The sequence below is a fragment of the Mesorhizobium sp. M7A.F.Ca.CA.002.09.1.1 genome (assembly GCF_003998555.1).
GTDB classification, from domain to species: Bacteria; Pseudomonadota; Alphaproteobacteria; order Rhizobiales; family Rhizobiaceae; genus Mesorhizobium; species Mesorhizobium ciceri.
In genome coordinates this window covers 1-911 of the sequence record NZ_RZRR01001370.1, presented here as the reverse complement: position 1 = coordinate 911, position 911 = coordinate 1, and the positions used below count along the sequence as shown (strand labels likewise).

Genomic DNA, 911 nt, shown 5'->3' with positions numbered 1-911 from the left:
TGATGGCCGCGATGGACGCCATCGAAATTGCCGATCGCCACGACGCCGCCGCGCAGGTCGGCGGGAAGCGGCGCGGTTGCCAGGATGCGCTGGAAGGCTGCCATCGTCACCTACCGAAGTCTGGGAATGACGGCCACCGGACCATAGCCATGCTTTTCCAGGAAGGCCGCCAATCTTGCCGGATCCGGTTGCAGGGCATCGCCATAGTCGCGGGCATGGATACCGCCGGAGACATAAAGAACATCGAAGCCATTGTCGGCGGCGCCCTTCACATCGGTCATCATGCCGTCGCCGATGGCCAGCACCTGGCCGCGCTCGACCGGCTGGCCAAGAATCTCGGCAACCTCCTTCATCGCGAGATTGTAGATCGGCGCGTAAGGTTTTCCAGCGATCAATGTGCGGCCGCCGAGCTGGGCATAGTCACGCGCCAGCGCGCCGGCACACCAGATGATGCGTTCGCCACGTTCGACCACGATGTCGGGATTTGCGCAGATGAAAGGCAGGTTCCTGGCGCGCAGCCGCCGCAGGAGCTCCGCGTAATCCTCGGGCTTCTCGACCTCGTCGTCGAACAGGCCGGTACAGACGACGCCGGACGCCTCGAACTCCTCGACAAGCTCGACGTCGAGACCTTCATAGAGGGTGAAGTCGCGGTCGGCGCCGATATGGAAAATCTTGCGCGGCCCTTCGGCGATCAGATCCCGGGTCACGTCGCCTGAGGTAACCACCCGGTCGTAGGCTGACGGTGGAACACCGATCGCGTTCATCTGCGCCACGACATCGGCACTTCTGCGCGGCGAATTGGTGATCAGGACGACGGGGATTTTCGCCTCTCGAGCCCTTGCCAATGCGGAGGCCGCCACAGGGAAATGCGTTTCGCCATTATGGACCACGCCCCAGACGTCGCACAGGAT

At 63.1% G+C, this 911-nt stretch carries 1 protein-coding gene and 1 pseudogene; both read right to left on the bottom strand.

All coding sequences use genetic code 11. The features are described 5' to 3' along the window. A pseudogene (locus EN994_RS33295) lies at positions 1–104 on the bottom strand (bifunctional riboflavin kinase/FAD synthetase); the annotation flags it as partial. A 6-nt stretch (positions 105–110) separates the two neighbouring features. Next, on the bottom strand, positions 111–911 hold an 801-nt coding region (locus tag EN994_RS33290; protein ID WP_127308249.1), incomplete at its 5' end, for a TIGR01459 family HAD-type hydrolase.